The following is a 25,779-nucleotide window of genomic DNA, read 5'->3' as shown; positions in this document are numbered from 1 at the left end:
CCCGCCCGTCGGCCCGCGCCCGCCCGCCCCCTGCCCGTCGCCGGCCGGAGTGTACTTCGCGTGGTGCGGTGGGTGGGGGATTGGTCAGCTTTCGGTTGTTGTTTTGTTGTTGGTTACCGAGTAGGACGCCCGTTCGTTCAGGGCCTTGGCGTCGTGGCCCGTGCCGGGGGTGGGCGTGGGGTGGGGGAGCGTGCCTGGGCCGTGGGCTCGATTGCTTTGTTGCAGGGTCGTCGTTGCCGGGCGGCGTAGTTCCTCGTAGCGGGAGAGGGCCTCGATCGGGTCGCTGTGGGTGGCCAGTTCGTGGGCCAGGACGCGTGCGTCGAGGATGGCCTGGGAGGCGCCGTCGATGCCGATCGGGAACGTGGCGTGGGCCGCGTCGCCGAGGAGGGTTACCCGTCCGTCGGACCAGCTCGGCAGTGGGTCGCGGTCCACCATCGGGTATTCGTACGCGACGTCCGCGTTCGCGATCAGCGTCGGTACGTCCAGCCAGTCGAACTCCCAGTCCGCGAAGTGGGCCAGGATCGTGTCGAGTTCGGCCGGTCGTTGCCAGTCGCCGGGCTGTGCCGGCGGGCCCGGGTGGGGGCGTTCGGCGAGCCAGTTCAGGAGTGCGGGGCGCTCGCCCTCGGCTGCTCGCAGGGGGTGCGCGACGAACCTCTGGTCGCCGTCACCCGCCACGATCGTGGTGTGGCCGGTGAGCAAGGCCGGTGCGGGTGACACGCCGCGCCACAGGACCCGGCCGTGCCAGGTGGGTGGACCCTCGCTCGGGTACATCAGCGCGCGCCCCGCCGAGTCGATGCCGTCGGCGGCGATCAGCACGTCGGCCTCGTCGGTGACGGTATTGCCGGCGGGGTCGGTGAACTCGACGGTGACTCCGTCGGCGGTCTGGGCGTAGCCGCTCAGCCGCAGGCCCGTACGCAGCGACTCGGCGCCCAGCCAGGCCAGTTGGCCGCGCAGCAGGAGCATTTGCAACTCGCCCCGGTGGACCGAGAACTGTGGCCACGCATAGCCGGCGGCCAGACCCCGCGGCTCGGTGCGGAGCCGCCGGCCGAAGCGGTCGTGGTGGACCGACTCGGCGGTGGCCACCGAGATCTCGGCGACGTCGTCGTACAGGCCCAGTTCGCTCAGTTCGCGTACCGCGTGCGGCAGCAGGTCGATGCCGACGCCGAGCGGGCGGATTTCCTCGACCGCCTCGTACACGGTCACGTCGGTGATACCCGCCGCGTACAGACTCAGGGCTGTGGCCAGCCCGCCGATGCCGGCTCCGGCGACGACAACGCGCACGAGTGCCCCTGTACAGGTGGTTGGGATGTTGTCGCACGCAGGGTACGCGCCGGCCGCGTCCGCCCGTTCGGGGGGTGGCGCGCAATCGCGTGGACCGGCCCGGACGGCGGAGCAAAACGGGGCGGATGGGGTGTCGAAAGGCGAGAATCGGCGCATGGGTACCCCTTCGAGCAACCGCGCACGGGCCGCCGAGCCCGCCGAGCCGCCTCGGCTTCCGGAACTCCCTTACGACGCCTGGGTGGACACCCTCGACACGCTGCACCTGTTCGCGCAGATCGTCGGCAAGGTCAAGCTCGCCGTGAGCCATCCACAGAACCACTGGTGGAACATCACCTTCACGGTGGACGCCCGAGGCTTTACCACGCGCCGGATGACCATGGCCGGCATCGCGTTCGACATCGCGTTCGACTTCGTCGACCACCGCGTGGTCTTTCGCACCGATCGCGGCGACGTGCGCGAGATCGCACTCGTGGACGGGCTGAGCGTGACCGAGTTCGATGTCGCGGTGCACGGGGTGCTGGCCGACCTGGGCATCGACGTGCCGTTGCTGGAGCGGCCGTTCGGCGTACCGCACCTGAGCACGCCGTTTCGTGAGGACACCGCGCACGCGAGCTACCAGGCCGAGTACGCGCAGCGCTTCTGGCGAATCCTGACCTGGTCGGCGGACGTGTTCGAGGAGTTCATGGGCTGGTTCGACGGCAAGACCTCGCCCGTACAGCTGTTCTGGCACTCGTTCGACCTCGCGCTGACCCGGTTCTCCGGCAAGCGGGTCGAGCCACCGACGAGCGGCGTGGATCCGGTGACCGCCGAGGCGTACTCGCACGAGGTGATCTCGTTCGGCTTCTGGGCCGGTGACCCGACCGTCACCTATCCGGCCTACTACTCCTACGCCGCGCCCAAGCCGGACGGCGTCGAGAAGCAGCCGCTGTCGCCGCGCGAGGCGGCCTGGCTGCCGGACGGCTCGCGGTCGACGCTCCCCTACGACGTGGTCCGCCTGGCCGAGGACCCGCGCCGCACGCTGCTGGGCTACCTCCAGTCCAACTTCGCCGCGAGTGCCACCCTGGCGGGCTGGCCGACCGACGAGATGCGGTCCAACTGGTGCCCGACCAGCGAGCAGCTCCAGGCCCTGGCGCGCGCCGGTCTGTGAGCGCCGTGGCCAGGAGTCGGGTCAGAACCGGCCGTCCGCCCGCCTGCGCAGGTCGCGCCGGCGGGCCTCGCGGACCAGGGCGAAGCCCAGTACGACGGCCACCACGACGACCGAGGAGAGCAGCTGGGGGCGGGCGTTGGTGTCGAACAGCATCAGGATCGACACCGCCGCGAGGGCGAGCATCACGAACCAGGTCAGATACGGGAAGCCCCACATCCGCACCAGCAGGCGGCCCGGGTCCTCGCGCTCGATCCGGCGGCGCAGCACCAGCTGCGACGCGGCGATCGCGAACCAGACGAAGAGCAGCATCGCGCCGACCGAGTTCAGCAGGTGCTTGAACACCTGCTCGGGCCACCACACGTTGAGCAGCGCGGCCAGGAAGCCGAACGCCGAGGAGGCCAGTACGGCGGTCCGCGGGACGCCGTTGTCCGCCACCCGGGACAGCCGCCGGGGCCCCTCGCCGCGCCGGGACAGCGAGAACGCCATCCGCGAAGCGCCGTACAACATCGAGTTCAGGGCGGAGAGCAGCGCGGTGAAGACGACCACGTCCATCACGTGCGCGGCGCCCGGGATGCCGATGTCCTCCAGAACGGAGACGTACGGGCTGCCGAGCCGGTCGGAATCCCACGGCAGCAGGGTCGCGATGATCGCCACCGAACCGATGTAGAAGAGCAGGATCCGCCATACCGCGGCGCGCACCGCGCGGGCCACATTGCGGGCCGGGTCGTTCGACTCGGCGGCGGCGATGGTGACGATCTCCAGGCCGCCGAAGGAGAAGGCGACCGCGAGCAGGCCGGTGATCACCCCGTCCCACCCGTTGGGCAGGAAGCCGCCGTTGCCGGTGAGGTTGCTCAGCCCGGGCGCGTCGACGTCGGGCAGCCATCCCACGATCGCCGCCACGCCGAGTGCCAGGAACCCGACGATGGCCAAAATCTTGATGGTGGCGAACCAGAACTCGGACTCGCCGAACGAGCGCACGGCGAGCAGGTTCGCGCCGGTGAACACCAGCATGATGATCAGCGAGAACACCCAGATCGGGATGCCCGGCACCCATCCGTGCGCGATCGCCGCGGCGCCGGACGCCTCGACGGCCAGCACGATGGTGACCATCCACCAGTACAGCCAACCCACGGTGAAGCCGGCCCACCGCCCGAAGGCGGCCCCCGCGTACTCGGAGAACGAACCGCTGCGCGGCACGGCCGCCGCCATCTCGCCGAGCATCCGCATCACCAGCAACACCAGCACCGAGGCGAGCGCGTAGGAGATCAGGATGCCCGGCCCGGCGGTGTGGATGCCCGCGCCGGTGCTGACGAAGAGCCCGGCCCCGATCGCGCCGCCGAGCGCGAGCATGGTCATGTGCCGGGGCTTGAGGGTGTGACCGAGGTGGTGGGTGCCCTCGGGGCCGGTGTCGGTCCGGCCGGGGCCGGGGTCGGCGGCGCTGTCCGGGGTGTGTGGGCTGCTCATGGGTGGCGCTGATCCTGGGGACTGGAACGGTCGTGCGGGAGCAGACAGTATCCCGCAGTCCCGGAGGCATCCGGCAAATCCGACAATCCATGGCTGTTCGAGCGCGGGCGGACGAGGACGCCCCGCCCCTGCCCGCACCCGGTCCGCGCCGCGGCCTCAGCCCTCGCGGGCGTCGATCGCCGCGAAGTCGGGTTCGCGCCGTTCGGCGAAGGCGGTCAGGGCCTCGATGTTGGCGGGCTTGCCGAGCAGTCGGCCAAAGGCCGCGTTCTCGCGTCGGCGGGCCTGGGCGATCTGGTCGCCGAGTCCCTCCAGGACCACCCGCTTGGACTCGATCAGCGACGGGATCGACTTGGCGGCCAGGATCCGGGCGTGTCGCATGGTCACGTCGAGCAGTTCGTCGGCCGGGCACACCTTGAACACCAGGCCCATCTCCAGGCACTCGGCGGCGCTGAGCCACTCGCTGCTCAGCAACGCCCACATCGCGTTCTGCCGGCCGAGCAACTGCGGGAAGGTCACGCTGCCGGCCGCCTCCGGAGCCACCGCGAGCGAGGTGAACGGGCACTTCAGACGTGCGGTGTCGGCCATGAAGGCGAGGTCGGCGAAGCCCAGGATGGTCGCGCCGATGCCCAGGCCGAGCCCGTTGACGGCGATCAGCAGCGGCTTGGGGAACGCCTGGACCCGGTCGACCATGCCGCCGAAGCCGTGTTTGCCGCGGATCTTGGTCCCGCTGTTGTGCTGGGCCATCTCGATCAGGTCGGTGCCCGCCGAGAACGCCCGTCCGGCGCCGGTCAGCACCACCACCGCCACCGTCGGGTCGGCCGCCGCGTCGATCAGCGCCTCGGTGGTCGCGTCGTAGAGCGCCTCGTTGAACGCGTTGAGCGCTTCGGGGCGGTCGAGGGTGATGGTCCTGACGCGGTCGGCGTCCTCGATCCGGATCACGGCTGCTCCTGGTGGTGTGCGGGTGCGGGGCGTGGATGCGGTGGGTCGATGGACAGGAAACCTTACTTAGTTGACCGAGTCAAGGGACGATGCGATCGGGTGGTCGCGGGGTGTCGATGGCCCGGTTGCCCCGTGCTTCACGTGCGTAACGGCGCGGTGACGTGGGAAAGTCCTCGACGGTACGTCAGGAATACGGAATGCCGCGCATATCGGGTCTTGATCCATAGGCCGTTAAGGAGCCGTCGTGGAGTTCGACGTCGTCGTGGAAATTCCCGCGGGCAGTCGGAACAAGTACGAGATGGACCGCCGCACGGGACGCATCAGGCTCGACCGCATGTTGTTCACGTCCACCGCCTATCCCGCCGACTACGGGTTCGTGCATCGCACCCTGGGTGGCGACGGTGGCCCGCTCGACGTGCTCGTGTTGCTGGACGAGCCGACCTTTCCCGGCTGTCTGATTCGGTGTCGCACCGTCGGGATGTTCGTGATGAGCGACGAGAAGGGTCCGGACGAGAAGGTCCTGTGCGTGCCCGCTCGCGATCCGCGCCGGCAGCCGATACAGGACATTGGCGATGTCCCGGCGTTCCAACTCAACGAGATCGCACACTTCTTCGAGGTCTACAAGGATCTGGAACGCGGCAAGTCGGTGGAGGGCTCCCACTGGGAGGGTCGGGACGCCGCCGAGAAGGAGATCGTGGCGGCCTACGAACGACGCGAACTCGACGGCGGCGATTGGCCGTTCGAGGGCCGATGAGCGCCCGGGCCAGGCGCTGAACGCCCCGGCGCCGGGTGCGTCCGGGCGGCGACGTCGCCTGCCGCGCGGGCGACCCGACCGCCCAGTGCGCGCAGGTGCTCGCGCAGCTCGGGCGGTTCATGCACGTCGAACGCGCAGCCGAGCATGGACAGGCGGAAGGCGAGCCAGTCGAGCGCGTCGGCGTAGCCGGTCAGCCGGCAACTGCCCGCGTCGAGCGCGTGCAACCGAGGGCCGCCCGGCTCGGCGCCGCCACCCAGTGCGTCGCCGAGTCGGGCGGCGACCTGCGCGGCCGGCGCGTAGGGCGGCCGGGATGCGGGCGTTCGGCTACATCGGCGGACTGACCACGGCGGAGCGGTTGGCGGATTCGGGTGCGGTGCTCTTCGACGACATGAGCGCCCTGCCGGAACTGCTGCGCACGGCCGGGGCCTGAGCCGGCGCCGGGACCGCGCGACGGCCGCGCGGGGACCGCGCCGCGAACGCCCGGAAACCGGCCGGGAGCGCGCGGCCCCGCCGCCGTCGATCGCACCGTCCGTGAAGAACTTGACCGCGGCGATCGGACCAGCCCGTCGAGGGAGCGCAGTTCGCTGATCCGCTGGGCGAGATCGTCCACGTCGCCGGGTGGGCACCACGGTGCGAGGTGGATCCGCATGCCCAGCCGCCGCTCCTCGGTCAACCCGGTCAGGGTGTCGACGGTGCGCGGCGCGTCGTCCGGGATGTGTACGCCGGTGACCCGTGCCGGTTCTGCTCGGCGAACAACGCCTGGACCCGGGGCAGGAGTTCGGCACGCGGCATCGGCGGCACCGCCCGACTGGACGAGCGCGGTTTCGAGGCCGGCCTGCGGCTGCTCCCGGACGGCCTGGCCGCGCGTCCGGCTCGTTGAGCCGGACGCTGCGGCGGGCGTCGTCGCCCCGGGAGAACGGGTCCGCCGACACCTCGCGAGGGCGTTGACAGGTGGTATTGAATGGCGTTCAATGCGGTTTGAACGCCATTCAATACGGAGGTACGCATGCGGCTGACGCCCACCGAGCGGGACCGGTTGCTGATCTTCACAGCCGCCGAGTTGGCCCGCGCGCGGCGGGCCCGGGGGCTGCTCCTGAACGTGCCCGAGGCCGCCGCGCTGATCGCGGACACCGTGTGCGAGGCGGCCCGGGACGGGGCCCGGCTGGCCGAGGCGATCGACGCCGCGCGCTCGGTACTCGGCGTGAGCGACGTGCTGCCGGGTGTCGTGGACGTGCTGGCCGACGTCAAGGTCGAGGCGGTGTTCGACGACGCGACCCGGTTGGCGGTGGTGACCGACCCGTTCCGCTCCGGCGAGGGCCTGCCGGTGGGCGAGAGCGAGGTGCACTGCCACGGGCACGGATCGCGCTCCGGCGCGGTCGCGGCGCCCGTGTCCGGCCCCGGCTCGCTGGGCGACGACGCGCCGGGCGCGGTGATTCCGGGCGGACCGGCGGTGGATCCGTACGCGGACGCCGACCTGGCGCCGGTCTCGGTGACCAACACCTCCGAGGTGCCGATCAGCGTCACGTCGCACTTCCATTTCTTCGAGACCAACCCGAGGCTGCGCTTCGACCGGGCGATCGGCTACGGGCGTCGCCTGGCCATCCCGGCCGGCTCCACCGTGCGCTTCGACCCCGGTGCGACGGTCGAGGTGCGGTTGGTGCCGATCGGCGGGGCGCGGGTGGCGATCGGCTTCGCGGGACTCGTGGACGGGCCGCTGGATGCGCCGGGCGCGCTGGAGGAGGCGCTGCGCAAAGCCCACGCGTGCGGATACCTGGGCGCGGAGCCGGGCGGCTCGGCGGCTGCCGTCGACGGGGCGTCGGATTCGGGGAACGGCAAGGAAGGTGGCGTCCGGTGAGCGGCGGCAGTGGTGATGTGATGGACCCGCGCGACTACGCGTCCACGTACGGCCCCAGGGCCGGCGACCGGATGCGGCTCGGCGACTCGGGGCTGGTGATCGAGATCGAACACGACTCGGCGCTGCCCGGCGACGAGTTTCTCGCGGGCTTCGGCAAGACCGCCCGGGACGGCCTGCACCTGAAGGCGATCCCGGTCCGCGACACGTGCGACGTGGTGATCTCCAACGTCGTGGTGATCGACGCGATCCAGGGCATCCGCAAGGTCTCGATCGGCATCCGCGAGGGCCGGATCGCCTCGATCGGCCGCGCGGGCAATCCCGATACGCAGGACGGCGTCGAGGTCGTGGTCGGCACCGGGACCACGATCGTCAGCGGCGAGGGGCTGATCGCCACCGCCGGAGCCATCGACACGCACGTGCACCTGCTGTCGCCGCGGATCATGGAGGCGTCGCTGGCCTCCGGGGTGACCACGATCGTCGGCCAGGAGTTCGGTCCGGTGTGGGGCGTCGGGGTGAACTCGCCCTGGGCGCTGCGGCACGCGTTCTCCGCGTTCGACGCCTGGCCGGTCAACATCGCCTTCCTGGCCCGGGGTTCGTCCTCGGGACGGGGGCCGCTGGACGAGGCGCTGATCGAGGGTGGTGCGTCCGGCTTCAAGGTGCACGAGGACATGGGCGCGCACGCCCGGGCGCTGGACACCGCGCTGCGGGTGGCCGAAGACCACGACGTACAGGTCGCGTTGCACACCGACGGCCTCAACGAGTGCCTGTCCGTGGACGACACGCTGTCCGTGCTGGACGGGCGGACCATCCACGCATACCACATCGAAGGGTGCGGCGGCGGGCACGTGCCGAACGTGATGCGGATGGCCGGGGTGGCCAACGTGATCGGCTCCTCGACCAACCCCACGCTGCCGTTCGGCCGCGACGCGCTGGGCGAGCACTTCGGCATGATCGTGTCCGCACACGGCCTCAAGACCGACCTGCCGGGCGACGCCGCGATGGCGCGCGACCGCATCCGGGCGGGCACGATGGGCGCCGAGGACGTGCTGCACGACCTCGGGGTCATCCCGATCACGTCCTCCGACGCGCAGGGCATGGGCCGCGCGGGCGAAACCGTGCGGCGCACCTTCGCGATGGCCGGGAAGATGAAGCTCGAACGCGGCGCCGAGCACGAACGGCACGACAACGAACGGGTTAAGCGCTACATCGCCAAGCTCACCATCAATCCGGCGATCGCGCACGGTCTGGCGCACGAGGTCGGCTCGATCGAGGTCGGCAAGATGGCCGACCTGGTGTTGTGGCATCCGCAGTGGTTCGGCGCCAAGCCGCAACTCGTGCTCAAAAGCGGGTTCCCGGCCTACGGCGTGGTGGGCGACCCGAATGCGTCCACCGACAACTGCGAACCGCTGGTCCTGGGACCGCAGTTCGGTGCACACGGCGCGGCACCGGCGGAACTGTCGGTGGCCTTCACCTCGCAGGCGGCGGCGGCCACAGGCGGCGACCTGATGCCGACGCGGCGCCGACGGGTGGGTGTGCGCGGCACCCGGGGGATCGGCCCGGCGGCGATGATCCACAACAACCGACTGGCGGAGGTTCGGGTCGCCGCGGACACCGGGGCGGTGACGATGGACGGCGTACCCGTCATGTCGCAGGCCGCCGAATCGGTGTCGTTGAACCGCCTGTACTTCCTGTAGCGCCCGCGTACTTGCGCCACGCACCCGCGTACCTGCCGGTGCCGGTGCGCCCGCATACCTCCCGTAGTCCCCGCGGCGGGACTGCCGGCTTCCCCGGTCGACCCCGCGTCGTCCGCCGGCAGACCCGCCGCGGATCCGAGTCCGAAGGATTTCCGAGATGACGAACACCCCGGCCGCAGACGGCTTTTCGATGCCGGCGGAGTGGGTTCCGCACGAGCGCACCTGGATGGCCTGGCCCAGCCCCAACGAGACCTTCGGCGAGGAGGACCTGCACACCGCGCGGACCGCGTGGGGTCGGGTGGCCGAGACGATCGCCCGCTACGAGCCGGTGACGCTGATCACCGACATCGGCGAGTCGGGCACCGTGGCGCGGTACGTCGGCCGGCCGCTCACCGTGCTGGAGCGCCCGCTCGACGACGCGTGGATGCGCGACATCGGCCCGACGTTCCTGACCGGTGGACAGGGTGAACTGGCCGCCGCCGACTGGATCTTCAACGGCTGGGGCGCCCAGGAGTGGGCCTCCTGGGAGCACGACCGAAACATCGCCGAGCACGTGATCGAGGCCGTGGGCGCCCGGCGCTACACGTCGCGGATGGTCAACGAGGGCGGTGGCATCCATGTCGACGGCGAGGGCACGGTGTTGATCACCGAGACCGTGCAACTCGACGAGGGCCGCAACCCCGGGTGGACCAGGGAGCAGGTCGAGAACGAACTGAAGGCGTTCCTCGGTGTGCGAAAGGTGATCTGGCTGCCGCGCGGACTGACCCGCGACTACGGGCTGTACGGCACCCGGGGGCACATCGACATCGTCGCGTCGTTCGCCCGCCCGGGCCTGGTCCTGGCCCACGTGCAGCCGGACCCGGCACACCCGGACCACGAGGTCGGCAAGGAGAACGTGGCGCTGCTGCGCGCCTCCACCGACGCCCGGGGCCGTGCGCTCGAAGTGGTCGAGATCCCGGCGCCGACCGTGCTCGAAGCGCATGACGACTGGGTCGACTTCAGCTACATCAACCACTATGTCGCCAACGGCGCGGTGATCCTGTGCGCGTTCGACGACCCGCGCGACGAGGAGAACGCCGCGACCTTCGGCAAGCTCTTCCCCGGCCGCACGATCGAACTCGTCGACGCCCGCGACATCTTCGCCAACGGCGGTGGCATCCATTGCATCACCCAGCAGCAGCCGAAGGTGTGAGGTCGGGCGGGGCGGCGGGTCGCTCGCCCCGCCGCCGCGGCTTGGGCCCGCGTGCGCAACGTGCCGACGGGCGCTCGGGTGTCGTACGCCAGTCGGGTGCGGGTGCGGGTGCCGTACGCCCACGGTGAGGGCGCAGTCGTGGAAGTCGCGCCTCGGCAGACCCAGTGGGCGCGCGGGCCGGGTGCGGCGGGTGCTTCGATGGTCACGGGCGGACCCTGGGGCCACCGCCGAACGGGCGATGAATGATCAGCGGCGCTCGGTGGGCGCGCTGCCGTCGGATCCCGAGCCCGCGGCGCCGAGCGGCTCGGCCTGCTTCGCGGTATCGGCGGCGCTCGGTGTCCGGGCCGGTGCCGGGCGCCGTTCGCTCGTGCCGAACGCGGCGAGGGTGAACAGCAGGACGACGAGCGCGACGGCGGTCGCGGTGGGGACGTACCAACCGCCTTCGGAGGCGGGTTCGGTGAACGCGGCCAGTACGGCGACGGTGCCCGCGAACAGCAGGGCGCCGGCGAACGCGGGCAGGCCGCGGCGGCCGGCCGTGGCCGCGACCGCGCCGGCGACCAGGGCGAGCAGGAGCACGAGGCCGGCCAGGCCGATCAGGGACGGGCCGAAGTCGTCTCCCGTGCAGCCGCGTTGCCCGAAGTCGTCGCACGAGCCCTGGGCGGCGGCGCGGATCGCGTACGTCCCGATCAGCCAACCGGCCGAGCCGGCGCCGGCGATCGGGAGGATCCAGCCGCGAACGGTGGCCGAGACGGGGTGGGACGCCGGTGCGTCGGTGCTCATGCTCGGAGGCTAGGCCGCGCGCGGGTCGTCCGGATGAACGGCCAGGAAGCGCCGAGTGAAGGCTGTGTGGCCCGGCGGCCCGTGCGCGATGGGCGCGGGTGGACGCGTGCCGGGCTCGGGCGGGCCGGCGCCGGCGCGGCTCGACGCGGGGGGTGGCCGCGGGCGAGGCGTCGTGGGTAGGGGTGGTGTGGACCGGGGTGCCTGGAGCAGGGCCGCCCCGGCCTCGGTGCCGAGGGAGGGAACGCTGTCACCTGTCGGGGTGGGTGCTTCGACGTCGGGCGGCCGTACGCGGTGCTTCCGGACCGGTTCGGGAGCACCATCGCCGCGCCGCGCCGGCTCGATCGGCTCGCGGTGACTCCGTGAGTTGCGCCCCGGCGTGTCGTTGCCGCTTTCGGGGTTCGCCTCGGTGGCGGCGGGGCCGGGCTTGGCTTTTGGGTGGTGCCGTGTGCGCTGCGCCCCGGTCGAGTCGTCGGCGCTCCTGGGGTTCGGCTCGGTGGCGGCGCGGCGCCGGTGGGGTGGGCTTGGTTCAAGGTGGTGGCGCTGTGTGTTGCGCCCCGGCCGAGTCGTTGCCGTCTTCGGGGTTCGGCTTGATGGGCGGCGGGGCGCCGGTGGGGTGGGCTCAGTCCTGCGCGGTGGTGTTCCGTGCGCCGTGGGCGGCGGCGAAGGAGGCCACTCGGGTGGCGAACTCGACGTCGGTGGCGGTGATCCGGTCGCCCGCGTCGTGGGTGGTCAGCGCGAACGACAGGGTGCCGTACAGGATGGTGATCCGGGCGTGGTGGTTCGCCTGGTCCTCGGCGGCGGCCACGGTCGCGTAGAACGCGGGCACGTCGGCTCGGGCGCACTTGTAGGTCGCGGTCAGTTCACCGTCGGTGACCTGCCAGCCCGGGAGGTCGGCGAGGGCCTCGGTCAGTTCGGCGTCGGTGAGCGGCTGGGGTGCCACGGTGGGTCCTCTCGTCGGGGTGGGTGCTGCCTCTCGCAAGTATGGCGGCGCCGGTTCGCCGAGCGCGGTATTGAACGACGTTCTAACATGACGGCAGGCGAGGTCCGCCGTCGAACGAACCAGGGGTGCCGAGCATGGCGGGGACACGGCGCAAGCGGCTGGAACAGCCCAGGGAGGTGGTGCTCCAGGCGGCGATGGATGCGATCGCCGAGCACGGACTGGCCCAACTGACCATGGCCGGCCTGGGCAAGCGGATCGGGATCAGTGGCGGCCACGTCGCGTACTACTTCGGGTCCAAGGAGCAACTTCTCGTGGAGACGCTGCGGTGGAGCGAGCAGGGGTTCGCGGAGCGCCGCCGGGCGCTGCTTGCCGCCGTCGAGGTGCCGCTCGCCGAGCGACTCGCCGGCTACATCGACCTCTACCTGCCCGACGAGCGGGCCGACTCGCGGTGGACGTTGTGGCTGGAGGTGTGGACGCGTTCGCTGGCCGACCCGGAGGTACTGGCCGCGAGCGCGGAGATCGAGGGCCCGTGGATGGCGGACCTGCGCGCGATGATCGGGCCGCACCCGGACCCGGACGGATACGTGCTGCGGCTGCACGCGTTGCTGGACGGGTTGGCCACGCGAATCGTGATCGGCTCGCCGGGACCTTCCCGGGCCGAGATGTTGCGGCAGGCGATCGGGTTCGCGGTGCGGGAGGCGTCCGGGGCGGAGGGCGGCCGGCAGGGGTTCGCGGGTGCGGTCGCCGACGGCGTCGACGAGTCCGCCGACGCGGCTGCGGATTCGGGCGCGGTTACGGATTCGGGCGCGAACCACACGAACAGGTGATCGGGGGGTGAATCGCTCCCGTTTCGCGGTCTCCGGCCGCATCGTGGGGACATGACGTGGTGGCGGAACCCGAGGCAGCGGCTCGGGGTGGTCTGTGCGGTCGTCGCGGTGCTGGTGATCGTGGGGCTGGTGCACCGGGAACGCAAGGACGACACCGGGACGGCGGCGGCGGCCGACGGCGCGCGGGTCGCGGCCGCAGCGGCGGCCCCCACCGGGCCGGCGTCGGCAGCGCCGCCGACCCGCCGGGCCAAGCCGTCACCGGTGCCGAAGAACGTGCTGCCGGACGTGGTCGGTGTCGACCTGCAACAGGCGTGGGACGGCGCCCGCCGGGCCGGCTACCGATTCGTCACGTCGCACGACGCGAGCGGCCGCGGCCGCAGGCAGTTCGTGTTCAGCAACTGGAAGGTGTGCGACCAGACTCCCGAGCCGGGGCCGTTGGCCAAGGAGCTCCCGGTCGACCTGGGCGTGGTCCGGCACGACGAGAAGTGCCCGGCCGGCACCGTGCCGACCGACGCTCCCGAGGTGGTCGACGGCCGGATGCCCAACCTGGTCGGCCGCAGCGTCACCGTCGTCCGCCGGGCGCTGCGCGGCGACGCGCACGTCAAGACGGAGGATCTGGGCGGGAGTCGGCTCGTGCTGATCGAGACGCACTGGATCGTCTGCACCCAGCGCCCGCCCGAAGGGCAACCCGTCACGGACACGGTGAACGTGGGCGTGGTCAAGTACGGCGAGCGCTGTCCGTGATCCCACCCGGCTCGGTGCCGACCGTGCCGGGTCAGTAGCCGAGCGCCTCGCGGGCCGGGTCCACCAGTTTGCGCACCGTGCGGCCGTCGGCGAAGCGGCCGAGTGCCGTCATCGTCCAGGACGGACCCTCGCGGACCAGCATGCACATCAGCACGCCCGTACGCGGCTCGGTGGCGGACAGGTCGAAGCGCACCAACTCGGCGTCGGTGGTGTCGTCGACCAGGCGGCAAAAGGCTCGGGAGACCTCGGTGAACTTCTGCCCCAGGAACGAGTTCACGGTGAACACGAGTCCGGTGACCTGCGGCGGCAGCGCGTCCAGCCGCACCACGATCGACTCGTCGTCACCCTCGCCCTCACCGGTCAGGTTGTCGCCGGAGTGCACGATCGCGCCGTCCAGACCGGACAGCTTCATGAACCAGACGGTGACGACCTTCTTGCCCCGCGCGTCGAACGCGATACAGGATGCGTCGAGGTCGATGCTGCTGCCGGCCTTGGCCGGGTCCCAGCCCAGGCCCATCCGAATCCGGGTCAACGGCGGTGCGCCGGTCTTGACCAGCGAGACCGATTGGTCCTTGCGCAGGCTGACCCGGCCCTTGTCGAGGTTGATCGGCCCGGCGGTGCGGGTGTCGCCGACCGGGATCGGGGCGGTGGCCGCGACCGTCGGGGCAGGGGCAGGGGCAGGGGCAGGAGGTGGCGGAGGGGCCGGCGTCGGAGGTGGGGTGGGCTGCACGGTCGCCGGGCGGCGTGGCACCGGAGGCGGGATCGGCGTGGGCCGGGGCGGTTCGTGCGGCAGCAGCGGAGCAGCAGGTGTCGGTGCCGGGCCGTCGGACGTCGGGGTCTGGGGACGCGTCGTGGCCTGGGTCTGCGGCGCGGTCGGTGGCTCGGTCTGCTGCGGGGACCCAGTCGGTGGCCGAGTGCCGGGGCGGCCGGAGGGCGGGGCCGGCTCGTCGTCGACCGCGACGCCGAAGTCGGTGGCGATGCCCGCGAGTCCGTTTGCGTAGCCCTGGCCGACCGCGCGCACCTTCCACGCGCCGCCGCGCCGGTACAGCTCCAGCATCACCAGCGCGGTCTCCCGGCCCAGCCCGTGCGGGGTGAAGGTGACCAGCGCCTCGCCGGAGGCGTCGCGCACGGTCGCGGTGGGCGGCGCCGTCCCGCCGAAGGTGACCGGTGTGCCGGGGCCGTCGTCCAGGCTCAGCGTCACCACGATGGTCTGCACGTCCGGGGGCACCGCCGCGGTGTCCACCTGCACCGCGGCCGGTCGGCCCGGCGCGCCCGCCCGGAGCTGCACACCGGGCCCGGTCGGCTGGTTGTAGAAGACGAAGTCGGCGTCCGAGCGCACCTTTCCGGATCCGGCGAGCAGCAGCGCCGAGACGTCCACGGGCGCCTCGGAGGCGACCTCCACCAGCACGGAGGCCACCGCCAACGGGCAGTTGCCACCCTTCGCGAGCGTCACCGACATGCGCACCCCTCCGGTTCACGGATCTCCGACCGGAGCCGGAGGCCTCCGAGATTACCGAGCACGCGGCCCCACCGCACCGAGCTCACGCGGCCCACCGCACCGAGCCCGCGCGCCCCCCGACCGCCGGTCGGCCGGTCGCTCGGGTCAGCGGCGGATCAAGCCCGCGTCGTAGGCCAGTAGGCCGGCCTGCGTGCGGTTTGCGCAGTCCAGCTTGGTGAGCATGCGGGAGACGTAGCTCTTGACGGTCGTCTCGCTGAGGAACAGTCGGTCGGCGGTCTGCGCGTTGGACAACCCCTCGCCGACGCAGGTGAGCACCTCGACCTCGCGCTCGGTCAGCGACGCGACGGCCAGTGCCGCGCGCTCGCGGGCCGCGTTGCGCCCAGAGGACGCGGTGACCAGGTCGCGCGTCACCGCCGGGGAGAGCACGGTGTGCCCGTCCATCGCGACCCGGACCAGGCCGATCAAATCCTCCGGCGGAGTGTCCTTGAGCAGGAACCCGGCCGCGCCCGCGTGCAACACGCGCAGGATGTACTGCTCCAGGCCGAACGTGGTCAACACGATCACCCGGGGCGCGTTCGGCAGGTCGACGATCTGCTCGATCGCGGTCAGCCCGTCCACCCCCGGCATGTGCAGGTCCATCAGCACCAGGTCGGGCCGATGGCGCAGGACCGACTCGACCGCCTCCGCGCCGTCGTACGCCTCGCCGATCACCTCGAGGTCGGCGGCCACACCGAGAATCGTGCGCAGGTGCGCGCACACCATACGTTCGTCGTCGACGAGCAGGACGCGGATCATGCGGGGTCTCCGGTGGTCGTGGTCGATGCGCCGGCCGGCAGTACGGCGAGCAGTTCGTAGCCGCCGTCGGGCAGCGGGCCGGTGCGCAGCGTGCCGGCCACCAGCTCGACCCGCTTGCGCAGGCCGAGCAGACCGCTGCCACCGGTGCCCAGGGCGACGTCGACGGCCCGGGTGGGAGCCGAGTTTCGCACGGTGATCTGCACCTCGTCGCCCACGTAGTGCAGTCGTACGTCCACCACCGCGCCCGGTGCGTGTTTGTGCACGTTGGTCAGCCCCTCCTGGACGACCCGATAGGCGGCCCGACCGACCACCGGCGAGGTGGCGTGTGGCTCGCCGAGGGTGATCACGTCGACGGACACGCCCGCCGAGCGCGAGTCGGCCACCAGATCGGACACGTCGAGCACCGCGCGCGGCGCGGCCACCACCGAACCCACCTGCTGCTCGGAGCGGGTCACCGTGACCAGACCGCGCAACTCCTCCAGCGCCTTGCAGCCCACCATGCGCAGCTCCTCCGCCGCCGCGCGTACCTCCTCGTCCCGGGCCCGGGTGCGCAGGGCGCCCGCCTGGAGCACCATCAGGCTGACCCGGTGGGTGATCACGTCGTGCATCTCGCCCGCGATCCGGGCCCGTTCCTGCATCCGCACCTGCTCGAAGAGCAACTCGCGTTCGCGCTTCACCCGATCGCCCCGATCCAGGCGCAACCGGCGGCGGGCGGCGACATAGAGGCCGAGCAGCGCCGGCACCAGGGCGACACTGGCGCTGCCGACGATGCTCCACGGATCCGGGTGGTTCCACGGCTGGGCGGTCGCCGGCACCAGACCGCCGATCAGGGCACCCGCGCGCCGCCGGTCCTCGACGTAGGCCCCGGCGGCGTAGGCCGCGAAGAAGAGCACGTGTGTCGGATGGACGAGGGACACGGCACAGATCGCCACCCCCGAGCCGAACGGCGCGCGCCTGCGGTTCAGGAGCAGCGTGCCGGCCACCACCGCGCTCGCCTGGTGTACGTACGGCCAGTCGACCAGGCCCGAGGAGCGCCCCATCCGCAGGGCCGACCCCAGCGCGATGGCGATCGCCGAGACCAGTACGTCGAACCCGAACGAACGGCGGGGCGCCGACCAGGCACGAAAGCTCACCCGGCCACGGTAGCCGGGCTCGGACGCCGGTCGCGGCAGCACCGCCGACGGTGCACCGGCGGGGGACGCCGGCGCACCGTCGGATGTCGCGGTGGTGTCGATCATCGAAGGGTGGTCATTCCGTGGAGATCGCGGCCAGCACGTTCATCCGCGAGGCCCGCAGGGCCGGCAGCAGGGCGGCGAGCAGGCCCACGACGCCCGCGCCGATGACGACCTCGGCGATGGTCAGCCACGGGATGGTCAGCACGTCCAGGCCCTGCGACGCCAGCATGCGCTGCGCCGAGACACCCCAGCCCACCCCGAGGGCGAGCCCGAGCACCGCGCCGAACACCGCGATCACCGCCGATTCCAGCCGGATCATCCGCCGCAGTTGCACGCGCGACATGCCGATCGCCCGGAGCAGTCCGATCTCGCGCGTGCGCTCGATCACGGACAGGGCCAGCGTGTTCACCACGCCCAGGATCGCGATGATGATCGCGAGCCCGAGCAGGCCGTAGACCATTTGCAGCACCAGGTTGGTCTGGTCCTGCACGGTCTGCTTGTAGTCCGCCTGATCGCGCAGTTGCACCTGCGGGAAGGGCTTGAGCGCGGTCTCCAGGGCCGCCCGCACCTGTGAACTCTTCGCTCCGTCGGCGGTGTTGGCCATGATCACCGAGTCGAGCAGCTCCGGGACCAGCTTGCTCAGCGTCTCCAGACCGACCATGCCGGCGCCCGCGTTGCCCAGTCCGATGCCTTCGTCGTCGATCACCGCGCCGACCCGCAGCTCCGCGCTCTTCCCGTTGGGCGTGCGCAGCGTCACCGTGCCGCCGACGCCAAGGTGGCGACTCTTCACGTACGACTTGGGCAGCGCGATTTTGCCCGCGGCCAGTGCGTCGGCGGCGCTGCCCGCGGTGTACTTCTGCTTCATCATCGCGTCGATGCCCGGGTCGGCGCCGGTCACCGAGATGGTCTCGGTCGACCCGTTGAAGACGACCTTGGCCTCGGTCTCGCGCTGGCGCACCACGTCGCTCACGCCCGGCACCTTGCGCACCGTTTCCGACACGTCCGGGGCGAAGTTGAGCCCGCCGCTGCTCTCGAGGGTGAAGTCGGCGCCGAGGCGCTGGTCGATCTGCTTGCCCACCGAGTCCTTCATCGACGTGGCTACCACCGACAGCGAGGCGACCAGCGCGACGCCGATCATCAGTGCGGCGGCCGTGGCGCCGGTGCGGCGCGGATTGCGCAGCGCGTTCTCCCGGCTGAGCCGGCCGACCGTGCCGAACAGACGTGGGAACGCCCCCGCCGGCCACGGGATCACCAGGCGGGCCAGCACCGGCCCGAGCACGATGAAGCCGACCAGGGTGCCGATCAGGCCGCCCGCCAGGGCCAGCCCGTGCGCCGGGTCCAGCTTGGTCGCGGACGCGCCGATCGCCAGCGCGATCGCGCCGAGCACGGTTGTCACGCTGCCGCAGATCGCCCGTCCGCGCAACGACTTCGCGGGCGGGGCGCCAGCCTCGCGCAGCGCGGCCATCGGGCTCACTCGGGCGGCCCGGCGAGCGGGCAGGTAGGCGGCGACCACGGTGACCAGGACGCCGACCGTGTACGCGATGATCGGCGTCGCGGGTTTGACCTCCAGCGGGGTGCCCTTGAGGTCGACGCCGACCGCGCTCATCAGCGTCAGCAGTCCCTGCCCGAGCGCGAATCCGCCGAGCAGGCCCAGTGTGGATCCGACCACCGCGAGCAGCAGCGCCTCCAGGAGCACCGAGCGGTTCACGTCGGCCCGACTGGCTCCGATCGCGCGCAACAGACCCAGTTCGCGGGTGCGTTGGGCGACGAGCATGGAGAAGGTGTTGAAGATCAGGAACGTGCCGACCAGGAGCGAGACGCCTGCGAAGCCGAGCAACGCGTACTTGATCACGTTGAGTGCCTCGCCCAGGTCGGCGGAGGCGGCGTCGGCCTCCTCCTCCCGGGTCTTGATGTCGAAGCTCGTGCCGAGCTTGGCGGCGACCCGGGTCTTGAGCTCCTTCTGGTCGACGCCGGACTGCGCGGTGAGCGACACCGAGGTGACCACGCCGGGCTTGCCCAGGAGCCGTTCCCGGGCGGCGGTGCCGTCCAGGAAGAGCAGGGTCACCCCCGGGTTGATGGTCTTGTAATCGGCCAGCCCCACCACGGTCGGATCGAACGCGCCCGCCGCGGCGACCACGTGCACCTTGTCGCCGACCTCGACCTTGTTGTGGCCGGCCGCGTCGCTGTCCAGCACGATCTCGTTCGGTCCCTGCGGTGCGCGGCCCTTCTTCAGCGCGACCGGGGACTGCTTGTTCGGGAACCAGTCGGCCGCCTGCACCTGGGGCTCCGAGGTCAGGCCGACCTTCTTGCCCTTGCCGTCGACGATGATCACGTTGGTCACCGTGACGTCGGGGTGTGCGTCGGCTACGCCGGGCACCGTGCGCATGGCGGCCACCGTGCTCTCGGGCACCGTCGGCTGCTGGCCGGTGCGGCCGAGCCGGTCCTCGCGGAACTCCGACTTGGGCTTGACCGTGACGTCGGCCGCGGCCGTGCGGGAGAGGTCGTGGAAGGTCTTGCTGATCGTGTCGGTGAACATCAGGGTGCCTGCCACGAACGCGACCGACAGCAGGATCGCGAGTGCGGACAGGACCATTCTCGCCTTGTGGGCGAGGAAGCTGCGGAACGTCGCCTTCAGCATGGCGGCGCCTCAGTTCGCGGAACGGGCGAAGCGCTGCATGCGCGCAAGCACCGTGTCCGCGGTCGGCGACAACATCTCGTCCACGACCCGGCCGTCGGCCAGGAACAACACCCGGTCCGCGTAGGACGCCGCGTTGGGGTCGTGGGTGACCATCACGATGGTCTGACCCAGGTCGTACACACTGCTGCGGAGGAAGCCGAGCACCTCCGCGCCGGAGCGTGAGTCGAGGTTGCCGGTCGGTTCGTCGCCGAAGATGATCTGCGGCTTGCTCGCCAGAGCGCGGGCGCACGCCACGCGCTGCTGCTGACCGCCGGAGAGCTCGCTGGGCCGGTGCTTGAGTCGGTCGCGCAGACCGACCGTGTCGATCACGGTGTCCAACCAGGCCGGATCCGGCTTGACGCCCGCGATGTCCATCGGCAGCGTGATGTTCTCCAGCGCGGTCAGCGTCGGCAGCAGGTTGAACGCCTGGAAGATGAAACCGATCTTGTCCCGGCGCAGCCGGGTCAGGGCCTTGTCCTTGAGCCCGGTGATCTCGGTGTCGCCGATCCAGCTTTGCCCGGAGGTGACCGAGTCCAGGCCCGCGAGGCAGTGCATGAGGGTGGACTTGCCGGACCCGGACGGGCCCATGATCGCGGTGAACCGACCACGGCCGATCTCCACGTCGACCTCGTCCAGCGCGACCACCCGGGTCTCACCCTCGCCGTAGCACTTGGTCAGGCCCCGGGAACCGGCCGCGCTGCCCTTGGCCCGATCGTCGTGATCGATGCGCTGGTACACATCCGGCTCGGCGAGCCGGTTCGCCGGGGGAGTCGTGGTCGGGGGGCGCCGACGGTTTCCGGGAGACATGCGGTGTGCTCCTTGACTGGGGGTCCTGACACCTCCTCAGCCTCCGGCTCGGGCGGGTGTGCTCGATAGCCGCGAACGTGCGCAGAGCTGTCACTAAAGTTGCATCCTGTTTGTCCTTTGTTGTCGGGCCGACGATGGTGCGCCGGCCCGTGCCCGCCGGGTCGAGGCCAGATGGGTCGCGCTCACGCCGTCGAGGTCAGCCGGGCCAGCACCAGCCCGCCCACGATCAGTGCGAGCGCCGCGATCCGGCCCGCGCTGAGCGCGTCGTGCTGGAACGTGATGCCCAGCGTGATCGCGCCGACGGTGCCGATTCCGGTGAACACCGCGTACGCCGTACCCACCGGCAGATCGCGCATGGCGACCGAGAGCAGGTACACCGCCGTCGCACCGAGCAGGACGCAGATCACCGTCGGCAGCGGTTTGCTGAATCCCTCGGTGGGCTTGATGCTCTGCGACCACACGACCTCGACGAGGCCCGCGCCAAGCAGGATCAACCAGGCCATCAGTACGCCTCCACGAGTGAGCGCCCCAGCTCTGCGGCGCGGCCGAGCGCCTCCGCGTGCGAGGACAGGTGCTGGTCCCGGCGCTCGGCGAGCCCGGGGTCCACGAGCGAGTTGGTCAGTTCGGTACCGAGCACGATCGCGTCCGAGACCGCGTAGTGCCCGGTGAAGAAGTCGACGAGGTAGCGCGTCTGGTGGTCGAACGGCGCCCGCGGCGTGCCCGGCAGGTAGGAGCCGCCGCGCGACGAGGCGACCACGAAGCGGCGCGGCGCCAGCGACATCTTCGGAAAGGTGACCTGGTCGATCCAGCTCTTGAGCTGGGCGGGCACGCCGAAGTTGTACATCGGCGAGCCGATCAGCACGACGTCAGCGGCGACCAGTTCGGCCAACAGCGGTTCGACCGTGTCCCACGCCTTGCGCTGCTCGGGCGTGCGGACCGCCTGCGGGTAGTCCGGGATCGCGGTGATGCCCTCGCGCAGCATCGTGTCGCAGATCTCGGTCCATGCCTGGTCGATCGGCGGCACGGGGCGGGCGGTCAGATCGCGGTGGGTGTATTCGGCGTCCGGCCGCGCGGCGCGCCACGCGTCGGCGAAGGCCGCGCCCAGGGCCCGGGAGAAGGAGTCGGCGCGGGCACTGGAGTCGAGGTGCAGGAGGTGCGGCATGGATGCTCCCCAAAAGATTAAGTGGACGGAGTGTCCGTTTGTTGGTCCGACTGTAGCCACTAAGTGGACGATGTGTCCACTTGCTGGTTAGGGTAGGGACATGACGAAACGCACCGACTTGCTCACCGGCCTTCCGGTCACCGCGGACGGGTCCGGGCCGCCGCGGGAACGTGCGGACGCCGCGCGCAATCGGGCTCGCGTGCTGGCCGCGGCCGAGGAACTGTTCGCGGCAGGCGATCCGGCCGAGATCACGATGGAGGACATCGCCAAGGCCGCGGGCATCGGCCGCGGCACGCTGTATCGCCGCTACCCCGACCGCGCCTCCATCGCGCGCGCCCTGCTGGACGAGCACGAGCGCGCGTTGCAAAGCGAAATCCTGCGTGGCGCACCGCCGTTGGGCCCGGACGAAAGCGATCCGGCGGAGCGCCTGGCGGCCTTCTACGCGGCGATGGTCGACCTGCTGGAGCGGCACGTACACCTGCTCCTGGGCGCGGAGACCGGCAGCGCGCGCTACCGCACCGGCGCGTACGGGTTCTGGTTCACACACGTACGCGTCCTGGCGGCGGATTGCCCGGACCCCGAGGCACTCGCGGACACGCTGCTCGCACCGCTGGCACCGGAGGTGTACCGGCGACAGCGCGAACAGGGCATCTCCCCCGACCGCATCAAGCGCGGCTTGGCGGCACTGGCCAGGGGCGTGCTGACCGACAGCGGACCGAAGTCGCCCGAATAACGGGGTGAGCCCGACGGCCCCTCGCTACGCGGCGGTGCTGGGCCGTGGTGGGTCGTGACCGCGTCGAACAGCCGCCGGCCGCGCACGCCGCCCCCCGGATCCGGCTGCGGTCGGGTCGTTCGCTCGTGAGGATTCGGGATCCCCACCCCGGTCGGCGTCGATCGGGACATACTCGAAGCTCCGGCCGACTCGGGAAACGGGGCGAGAGGTGGATCCGGTACAGGGACGCCTGTTGGCGACGGCGATCGCGAGCATGCTGCGTCGGTTGACCTCGGCACCTCCGGGCGCACGGCTGGTCGACGCGCCGGTGCGGATGGGCGGTCGGGTGGCGCGTCGGCGGGTCCGGCGCGAGGTCGGCGCGCACGACGTGGATCGGCTGACGCAGGTGCTGACCCGGCGACTGGCGGACGCCGAAGGCGACTTCGCCCGCTTGGAGCCGGCCGACGGCGAACCTGATGGCGCTGGAACTGCTGGCGGGGCGTGCCGATGTGACGAACGTGGGCCTTCCGGCCGAGATGTCGGAGATACCCGAACGAGAGCTCGCCGCGCTCCCGAAGCTCGATTCGCTCGGAATCGCCGGCACCTCGATCACGGATCTGAGCCCGTTGGCGGAGTTGCCGCACGTGACGTCGCTGGGTCTCGGATGCGCACAATTCGCCGGCCTGGCGCTCTTGGCGCGGCTTCCCTGGATCATCAGCCTGAACTTCAACCACGAGCCTTTGCCGGACGCGGGAGTCCTGCCGGAGTCGCTCAACCTGCGCTATCTCTATGTGCACGGGGCGGAGATTGCGAACCTGTCGAGCTTGGTGAAGTACCCGAAGCTGGAGGTGCTCAGCGTCGCACATACGCCGGTCACCGACCTGAGCCCGTTGCGCGGGCTATCCGCTCTCACTCGTCTGTACGCCGATGGATCGCCGGTGACGGACGTATCTCCGTTGGCTGACCTGCCACGACTGCGCGACGTGGGCATCTCGGGCTCCCCGGTGACCGACCTGAGCCCCCTGGCCGACCTTCCGGACCTGACCTGGCTACGGATCGACGAAACCCAGAAAGAGCATCTCGGTGCGCTCGCCGAACGCGTCGCCGACGGCCGGATCGTGCTGGAGGTGAGCACATCCGTCGGGTGATGCCCTCGGCCGCCCTCGCGGAGACTCACCCCTCCCTGGGCCTGCCCACCCGCACCCGATTCCCATCCGGGTCCGTCAGGTGCACCTCCCGAGCCCACGGTGCCTCCTCGATCGGCAGGCCGAATTCCCGGGCCACCGCGTCCACATCCGCGACCCGCAGGTAGACCAGCGTGTCCGGGGTCGCGTCGCCGGCGTGTTCGCTGAGGAAGAGGTGCACGTCGCCGCGCGCGATGTCCACGAACGCGGGGAAGCCCGGTTCGAAACGGTGTTCCCACTCCTGGGCGAAGCCCAGTCGGGTGTACCAGCCGACGGACGCGGCGGCGTTGCTCACGTGCAGGATCGGGATGGCTTGTTCCTTCATGGCGCGGATGATCCCAGGCGGATACGACAGCCGGTCGGCGTTGTGTCAGCCGGCGCGGCGTGGGTAACGGGTCGGCGGGGTGCACCGAGCGATGTCCGCGCCCGTCGCATCATCATCCGTATCTGGAGGGTCCATGGCCATCGCGTCCGTCAATCCGGCGACCGGGGAGACGATCGAGGAGTTCACCGAGATCGGTGAACCGGAGATCGAGGCCCGCATCGCGCGGTCCGACGAGGTGTTCCGGGCCCATCGGCGGGACTCGTACGACGTGCGCGCGAAGGCGATGCGGCGGGCCGCGGATCTGCTCGACGCGGAGAAGGGCGAGGTCGCGGCGATGATGACCGCGGAGATGGGCAAGACGCTCGCCGCCGCCGGGGCCGAGGTGGCCAAGTGCGCCCGGTTGTGTCGGTTCTACGCCGATCGGGCGGCGGGGTTCCTGGCCGACGAGCCGGCCGATGCGGACGCGGTCGGCGCCCGGAAGGCGTACGTACGGTACGAGCCGCTGGGCCCGGTGCTGGCCGTGATGCCGTGGAACTTCCCGCTGTGGCAGGCGATGCGGTTCGCCGCGCCCGCGCTGATGGCGGGCAACACCGGCTTGCTCAAGCACGCCTCGAACGTGCCGCGCACCGCGCTGTACCTGGGCGACCTGTTCACCCGGGCCGGCTTTCCGGAGGGGGCCTTCCAGACGCTGCTGATCGGGTCGAAGCTGGTCGAGCGGGTGCTCTCCGACCCGCGTGTGGTGGCCGCCACGCTGACCGGCAGCGAGGGTGCCGGGCGCTCGATCGCGGCGATCGCCGGCCGCGAGCTGAAGAAGACGGTGCTCGAACTGGGCGGCTCGGACCCCTTCCTGGTGCTGCCCTCCGCCGACATCGAGGCCGCCGCGAAGACGGCCACCACGGCCCGCACCCAGAACAACGGACAAAGCTGTATCGCGGCCAAACGGTTCATCGTGCACACCGACGTCTATGACACCTTCGCCGCGGCGTTCACCGCGAACATGGCCGCGCTCCAGGTCGGCGACCCGACCGCCGCGGGCACCGACGTGGGCCCGCTCGCCCAGGAGCAGGGCGTACGCGACGTCACCGAGCAGGTCGACGACGCCCGGGCCAGGGGTGCCCGGATCCTGTGCGGCGGCGAGCGGCCCGCCGGCCCCGGCTGGTACTACCCGCCGACCGTGGTCGCCGAGATCACCCCGGACATGCGGATGTACCGCGAGGAGGTGTTCGGCCCGGTTGCCGGGCTGTACCGGGTCGCCGACCTGGACCAGGCGATCGCACTGGCCAACGCGACGCCGTTCGGCCTGGGAGCCAACGCCTGGACCGACGACGAAGACGAACAGCGGCGCTGCGCAGCCGAGTTGGCGGCCGGCGCGGTCTTCGTGAACGGCATGGTCACCTCCCACCCCGAGCTGCCCTTCGGCGGCATCAAGACCAGCGGCTACGGACGCGAACTCGCCCACTCGGGCATCCGGGAATTCTGCAACGCCAAGACGGTCTGGGTGGGCGGCGGCTGACGGGGCAGACGTTCCCATGTGGACACCTGGCTCTGGATCCTGATCGGCGTCGCGGCGCTCGTGTTCGTCGTGACGCTGGTGGTCGTGGTCGTGCTGGTCCGCAGATTGCTGCGGACCAGGCGGCTGGTGCGCGGCCCGGACGCGAGCACGCGCGACCGGGCGTTGTTCCTGGGCGCGCTGATCTACGCGATCAGCCCGGTGGACCTGCTGCCCGACCCGATCCTGATCGACGACATCGCGGTGCTGCTGTACGCGCTGCGCCAACTCGGCTCGGTCGGCGCGGTGCGTGCGCGCGACGGCCGGGGACACGTGCACCCGGCGTACGGCATCCGCGAGCCGGACCAGATCCTCGG

The 25,779-nt window shown here is 71.3% G+C and carries 25 protein-coding genes and 2 pseudogenes; 13 read left to right on the top strand and 14 right to left on the bottom strand.

Annotated elements, in window-relative coordinates; genetic code table 11:
• Positions 1-84: 84 nt before the first annotated feature.
• The gene (locus ABZS54_RS32100; protein WP_355544034.1) at positions 85-1,281 is read right to left on the bottom strand and encodes a flavin-dependent oxidoreductase; all 1,197 of its coding nucleotides are present in this window, start codon (positions 1,279-1,281) and stop codon (positions 85-87) included.
• Positions 1,282-1,435: 154 nt separating this feature from the next.
• Here ABZS54_RS32100 and ABZS54_RS32095 point away from each other — a divergent pair, with 154 nt between their 5' ends.
• Positions 1,436-2,428, top strand: a complete 993-nt coding sequence (locus ABZS54_RS32095) for a DUF5996 family protein (RefSeq protein WP_355544031.1) — start codon at positions 1,436-1,438, stop codon at positions 2,426-2,428.
• A 21-nt stretch (positions 2,429-2,449) separates the two neighbouring features.
• On the opposite strand, the gene ABZS54_RS32090 is transcribed toward ABZS54_RS32095, so the two are convergent.
• Together ABZS54_RS32090 and ABZS54_RS32085 are read right to left on the bottom strand one after the other, a co-directional pair.
• Positions 2,450-3,892: an amino acid permease gene (locus ABZS54_RS32090; RefSeq protein ID WP_355544028.1), complete on the bottom strand. Its 1,443-nt coding sequence runs from the start codon at positions 3,890-3,892 to the stop codon at positions 2,450-2,452.
• A gap of 156 nt (positions 3,893-4,048) precedes the next feature.
• The gene (locus ABZS54_RS32085) at positions 4,049-4,831 is read right to left on the bottom strand and encodes an enoyl-CoA hydratase-related protein (RefSeq protein WP_355544025.1); all 783 of its coding nucleotides are present in this window, start codon (positions 4,829-4,831) and stop codon (positions 4,049-4,051) included.
• Positions 4,832-5,075: 244 nt separating this feature from the next.
• Here ABZS54_RS32085 and ABZS54_RS32080 point away from each other — a divergent pair, with 244 nt between their 5' ends.
• Positions 5,076-5,585 carry an inorganic diphosphatase gene (locus ABZS54_RS32080; RefSeq protein ID WP_355544022.1) on the top strand — a complete coding sequence of 170 codons (510 nt, stop codon included), beginning with the start codon at positions 5,076-5,078 and terminating at the stop codon, positions 5,583-5,585.
• Here the strand turns inward: ABZS54_RS32080 and ABZS54_RS32075 are convergent.
• A pseudogene (locus ABZS54_RS32075) lies at positions 5,534-5,833 on the bottom strand (WYL domain-containing protein); the annotation flags it as partial. The gene ABZS54_RS32080 and the pseudogene ABZS54_RS32075 overlap by 52 nt on opposite strands.
• A gap of 44 nt (positions 5,834-5,877) precedes the next feature.
• Between ABZS54_RS32075 and ABZS54_RS32070 the strand changes: the two are divergent.
• The 5 genes and pseudogenes from ABZS54_RS32070 to ABZS54_RS32050 all read left to right on the top strand — a co-directional run.
• Positions 5,878-6,015 (top strand): annotated as a pseudogene (locus ABZS54_RS32070) (HAD family hydrolase); the annotation flags it as partial.
• Between the two features lie 207 nt (positions 6,016-6,222).
• Positions 6,223-6,465, top strand: a complete 243-nt coding sequence (locus tag ABZS54_RS32065; RefSeq protein ID WP_355544019.1) for a hypothetical protein — start codon at positions 6,223-6,225, stop codon at positions 6,463-6,465.
• 126 nt (positions 6,466-6,591) lie between these two features.
• Positions 6,592-7,440 (top strand): urease subunit gamma, encoded by an 849-nt coding sequence (gene ureA, locus ABZS54_RS32060; RefSeq protein WP_355544016.1) that lies wholly within the window; start codon positions 6,592-6,594, stop codon positions 7,438-7,440.
• A gap of 20 nt (positions 7,441-7,460) precedes the next feature.
• A complete protein-coding gene (locus ABZS54_RS32055) occupies positions 7,461-9,134 on the top strand; it encodes an urease subunit alpha (protein WP_355544037.1) in 1,674 nt (557 codons plus the stop codon).
• Between the two features lie 157 nt (positions 9,135-9,291).
• A complete protein-coding gene (locus tag ABZS54_RS32050) occupies positions 9,292-10,326 on the top strand; it encodes an agmatine deiminase family protein (RefSeq protein WP_355544013.1) in 1,035 nt (344 codons plus the stop codon).
• 246 nt (positions 10,327-10,572) lie between these two features.
• Here ABZS54_RS32050 and ABZS54_RS32045 read toward each other — a convergent pair whose 3' ends face one another.
• Positions 10,573-11,106, bottom strand: a complete 534-nt coding sequence (locus ABZS54_RS32045) for a hypothetical protein (protein WP_355544010.1) — start codon at positions 11,104-11,106, stop codon at positions 10,573-10,575.
• Between the two features lie 619 nt (positions 11,107-11,725).
• Positions 11,726-12,046 (bottom strand): 4a-hydroxytetrahydrobiopterin dehydratase, encoded by a 321-nt coding sequence (locus ABZS54_RS32040; protein ID WP_355544007.1) that lies wholly within the window; start codon positions 12,044-12,046, stop codon positions 11,726-11,728.
• Between the two features lie 134 nt (positions 12,047-12,180).
• Between ABZS54_RS32040 and ABZS54_RS32035 the strand changes: the two genes are divergently transcribed.
• Both ABZS54_RS32035 and ABZS54_RS32030 read left to right on the top strand, forming a co-directional pair.
• On the top strand, positions 12,181-12,873 hold the full coding sequence (locus ABZS54_RS32035) for a TetR/AcrR family transcriptional regulator (RefSeq protein ID WP_355544004.1): 693 nt from the start codon (positions 12,181-12,183) through the stop codon (positions 12,871-12,873).
• Positions 12,874-12,924: 51 nt separating this feature from the next.
• On the top strand, positions 12,925-13,617 hold the full coding sequence (locus ABZS54_RS32030; RefSeq protein ID WP_355544001.1) for a hypothetical protein: 693 nt from the start codon (positions 12,925-12,927) through the stop codon (positions 13,615-13,617).
• A 31-nt stretch (positions 13,618-13,648) separates the two neighbouring features.
• Here ABZS54_RS32030 and ABZS54_RS32025 read toward each other — a convergent pair whose 3' ends face one another.
• From ABZS54_RS32025 to ABZS54_RS31995, 7 genes are all read right to left on the bottom strand, one after another.
• Positions 13,649-15,076, bottom strand: a complete 1,428-nt coding sequence (locus ABZS54_RS32025) for a TerD family protein (protein WP_355543998.1) — start codon at positions 15,074-15,076, stop codon at positions 13,649-13,651.
• A gap of 144 nt (positions 15,077-15,220) precedes the next feature.
• A complete protein-coding gene (locus tag ABZS54_RS32020; RefSeq protein ID WP_355543995.1) occupies positions 15,221-15,871 on the bottom strand; it encodes a response regulator transcription factor in 651 nt (216 codons plus the stop codon).
• On the bottom strand, positions 15,868-17,004 hold the full coding sequence (locus ABZS54_RS32015; RefSeq protein WP_355543992.1) for a histidine kinase: 1,137 nt from the start codon (positions 17,002-17,004) through the stop codon (positions 15,868-15,870). Before ABZS54_RS32015 ends, ABZS54_RS32020 begins: the two co-directional genes overlap by 4 nt.
• A gap of 115 nt (positions 17,005-17,119) precedes the next feature.
• A complete protein-coding gene (locus ABZS54_RS32010; protein WP_355543989.1) occupies positions 17,120-19,684 on the bottom strand; it encodes an FtsX-like permease family protein in 2,565 nt (854 codons plus the stop codon).
• A gap of 9 nt (positions 19,685-19,693) precedes the next feature.
• The gene (locus tag ABZS54_RS32005; RefSeq protein ID WP_355543986.1) at positions 19,694-20,530 is read right to left on the bottom strand and encodes an ABC transporter ATP-binding protein; all 837 of its coding nucleotides are present in this window, start codon (positions 20,528-20,530) and stop codon (positions 19,694-19,696) included.
• Positions 20,531-20,712: 182 nt separating this feature from the next.
• Positions 20,713-21,033, bottom strand: coding sequence for a multidrug efflux SMR transporter (locus tag ABZS54_RS32000; RefSeq protein ID WP_355543983.1), 321 nt, complete (start codon positions 21,031-21,033; stop codon positions 20,713-20,715).
• Positions 21,033-21,692: an NAD(P)H-dependent oxidoreductase gene (locus ABZS54_RS31995; protein WP_355543980.1), complete on the bottom strand. Its 660-nt coding sequence runs from the start codon at positions 21,690-21,692 to the stop codon at positions 21,033-21,035. The genes ABZS54_RS32000 and ABZS54_RS31995 overlap by 1 nt, the downstream gene beginning before the upstream one ends.
• 100 nt (positions 21,693-21,792) lie before the next feature.
• Here ABZS54_RS31995 and ABZS54_RS31990 point away from each other — a divergent pair, with 100 nt between their 5' ends.
• The gene (locus tag ABZS54_RS31990; RefSeq protein ID WP_355543977.1) at positions 21,793-22,425 is read left to right on the top strand and encodes a TetR/AcrR family transcriptional regulator; all 633 of its coding nucleotides are present in this window, start codon (positions 21,793-21,795) and stop codon (positions 22,423-22,425) included.
• Positions 22,426-22,880: 455 nt separating this feature from the next.
• Positions 22,881-23,552 (top strand): hypothetical protein, encoded by a 672-nt coding sequence (locus ABZS54_RS31985; RefSeq protein ID WP_355543974.1) that lies wholly within the window; start codon positions 22,881-22,883, stop codon positions 23,550-23,552.
• 25 nt (positions 23,553-23,577) lie between these two features.
• Here ABZS54_RS31985 and ABZS54_RS31980 read toward each other — a convergent pair whose 3' ends face one another.
• Positions 23,578-23,913 carry a glyoxalase superfamily protein gene (locus tag ABZS54_RS31980; protein WP_355543971.1) on the bottom strand — a complete coding sequence of 112 codons (336 nt, stop codon included), beginning with the start codon at positions 23,911-23,913 and terminating at the stop codon, positions 23,578-23,580.
• Positions 23,914-24,046: 133 nt separating this feature from the next.
• Here ABZS54_RS31980 and ABZS54_RS31975 point away from each other — a divergent pair, with 133 nt between their 5' ends.
• Both ABZS54_RS31975 and ABZS54_RS31970 read left to right on the top strand, forming a co-directional pair.
• The gene (locus tag ABZS54_RS31975) at positions 24,047-25,426 is read left to right on the top strand and encodes an NADP-dependent succinic semialdehyde dehydrogenase (protein ID WP_355543968.1); all 1,380 of its coding nucleotides are present in this window, start codon (positions 24,047-24,049) and stop codon (positions 25,424-25,426) included.
• An 18-nt stretch (positions 25,427-25,444) separates the two neighbouring features.
• A partial coding sequence (locus ABZS54_RS31970) for a YkvA family protein (RefSeq protein WP_355543965.1) occupies positions 25,445-25,779 on the top strand: 335 nt, incomplete at its 3' end.

This window comes from Embleya sp. NPDC005575 (assembly GCF_040605455.1).
Taxonomy (GTDB): Bacteria; Actinomycetota; Actinomycetes; order Streptomycetales; family Streptomycetaceae; genus Embleya.
Note: the sequence above shows the minus strand (reverse complement) of the source record. Positions and strands in the feature narration are given on the sequence as shown.

Excerpts from the sequence above, each read along its gene's own strand:
- ABZS54_RS32095 (WP_355544031.1), top strand. The coding sequence starts at position 1,436 with ATGGGTACCCCTTCGAGCAACCGCGCACGGGCCGCCGAGCCCGCCGAG.
- ABZS54_RS32090 (WP_355544028.1), bottom strand. The coding sequence starts at position 3,892 with ATGAGCAGCCCACACACCCCGGACAGCGCCGCCGACCCCGGCCCCGGC.
- ureA (WP_355544016.1), top strand. The coding sequence starts at position 6,592 with ATGCGGCTGACGCCCACCGAGCGGGACCGGTTGCTGATCTTCACAGCC.
- ABZS54_RS32055 (WP_355544037.1), top strand. The coding sequence starts at position 7,461 with ATGGACCCGCGCGACTACGCGTCCACGTACGGCCCCAGGGCCGGCGAC.
- ABZS54_RS32050 (WP_355544013.1), top strand. The coding sequence starts at position 9,292 with ATGACGAACACCCCGGCCGCAGACGGCTTTTCGATGCCGGCGGAGTGG.
- ABZS54_RS32045 (WP_355544010.1), bottom strand. The coding sequence starts at position 11,106 with ATGAGCACCGACGCACCGGCGTCCCACCCCGTCTCGGCCACCGTTCGC.
- ABZS54_RS32035 (WP_355544004.1), top strand. The coding sequence starts at position 12,181 with ATGGCGGGGACACGGCGCAAGCGGCTGGAACAGCCCAGGGAGGTGGTG.
- ABZS54_RS32030 (WP_355544001.1), top strand. The coding sequence starts at position 12,925 with ATGACGTGGTGGCGGAACCCGAGGCAGCGGCTCGGGGTGGTCTGTGCG.
- ABZS54_RS32025 (WP_355543998.1), bottom strand. The coding sequence starts at position 15,076 with ATGTCGGTGACGCTCGCGAAGGGTGGCAACTGCCCGTTGGCGGTGGCC.
- ABZS54_RS32020 (WP_355543995.1), bottom strand. The coding sequence starts at position 15,871 with ATGATCCGCGTCCTGCTCGTCGACGACGAACGTATGGTGTGCGCGCAC.
- ABZS54_RS32010 (WP_355543989.1), bottom strand. The coding sequence starts at position 19,684 with ATGCTGAAGGCGACGTTCCGCAGCTTCCTCGCCCACAAGGCGAGAATG.
- ABZS54_RS32005 (WP_355543986.1), bottom strand. The coding sequence starts at position 20,530 with ATGTCTCCCGGAAACCGTCGGCGCCCCCCGACCACGACTCCCCCGGCG.
- ABZS54_RS32000 (WP_355543983.1), bottom strand. The coding sequence starts at position 21,033 with ATGGCCTGGTTGATCCTGCTTGGCGCGGGCCTCGTCGAGGTCGTGTGG.
- ABZS54_RS31995 (WP_355543980.1), bottom strand. The coding sequence starts at position 21,692 with ATGCCGCACCTCCTGCACCTCGACTCCAGTGCCCGCGCCGACTCCTTC.
- ABZS54_RS31990 (WP_355543977.1), top strand. The coding sequence starts at position 21,793 with ATGACGAAACGCACCGACTTGCTCACCGGCCTTCCGGTCACCGCGGAC.
- ABZS54_RS31985 (WP_355543974.1), top strand. The coding sequence starts at position 22,881 with ATGGCGCTGGAACTGCTGGCGGGGCGTGCCGATGTGACGAACGTGGGC.
- ABZS54_RS31980 (WP_355543971.1), bottom strand. The coding sequence starts at position 23,913 with ATGAAGGAACAAGCCATCCCGATCCTGCACGTGAGCAACGCCGCCGCG.
- ABZS54_RS31975 (WP_355543968.1), top strand. The coding sequence starts at position 24,047 with ATGGCCATCGCGTCCGTCAATCCGGCGACCGGGGAGACGATCGAGGAG.